The 1,219-nt window shown below is 50.5% G+C and carries 1 rRNA gene (cut by a window edge); it reads right to left on the reverse strand.

The features are described 5' to 3' along the window. Positions 1-1,162 (reverse strand): 23S ribosomal RNA (locus tag ACIPG5_RS25210); it reaches 1,823 nt to the left of the window's first position. Between the last annotated feature and the right edge of the window lie 57 nt (positions 1,163-1,219).

Consider the following 1,219-nt stretch of genomic DNA (forward strand, 5'->3'; position numbering starts at 1 on the left):
ATGATACCCGTAGCTTCGGTGCATGGTTTGAGCCCCGTTACATCTTCCGCGCAGGCCGACTCGACTAGTGAGCTATTACGCTTTCTTTAAAGGATGGCTGCTTCTAAGCCAACCTCCTAGCTGTCTAAGCCTTCCCACATCGTTTCCCACTTAACCATGACTTTGGGACCTTAGCTGACGGTCTGGGTTGTTTCCCTTTTCACGACGGACGTTAGCACCCGCCGTGTGTCTCCCATGCTCGGCACTTGTAGGTATTCGGAGTTTGCATCGGTTTGGTAAGTCGGGATGACCCCCTAGCCGAAACAGTGCTCTACCCCCTACAGTGATACATGAGGCGCTACCTAAATAGCTTTCGAGGAGAACCAGCTATCTCCGAGCTTGATTAGCCTTTCACTCCGATCCACAGGTCATCCGCTAACTTTTCAACGGTAGTCGGTTCGGTCCTCCAGTCAGTGTTACCTAACCTTCAACCTGCCCATGGATAGATCGCCCGGTTTCGGGTCTATACCCAGCGACTAAACGCCCTATTAAGACTCGCTTTCGCTACGCCTCCCCTATTCGGTTAAGCTCGCCACTGAATATAAGTCGCTGACCCATTATACAAAAGGTACGCAGTCACCTAACAAAGTAGGCTCCCACTGCTTGTACGCATACGGTTTCAGGTTCTATTTCACTCCCCTCTCCGGGGTTCTTTTCGCCTTTCCCTCACGGTACTGGTTCACTATCGGTCAGTCAGTAGTATTTAGCCTTGGAGGATGGTCCCCCCATGTTCAGACAAAGTTTCTCGTGCTCCGTCCTACTCGATTTCATTGATAAGAGATTTTCGTGTACGGGGCTATCACCCACTATGGCCACACTTTCCAGAGTGTTCCACTAATCTCAAACCAACTTAAGGGCTGGTCCCCGTTCGCTCGCCACTACTAAGGGAATCTCGGTTGATTTCTTTTCCTCAGGGTACTTAGATGTTTCAGTTCCCCTGGTTCGCCTCTTGCACCTATGTATTCAGTACAAGATAACCAGCTTGTGCTGGCTGGGTTCCCCCATTCAGAGATCTCTGGATCACAGTCTGTTTGCCGACTCCCCAAAGCTTATCGCAGGCTACCACGTCTTTCATCGCCTCTGACTGCCAAGGCATCCACCGTATGCGCTTCTTCACTTGACCATATAACCCCAAGCAATCTGGTTATACTGTGAAGACGACATTCGCCGAAAATTCGCA

Source organism: Pseudomonas sp. NPDC087029 (assembly GCF_044745345.1).
Taxonomy (GTDB): domain Bacteria; phylum Pseudomonadota; class Gammaproteobacteria; order Pseudomonadales; family Pseudomonadaceae; genus Aquipseudomonas; species Aquipseudomonas faucium.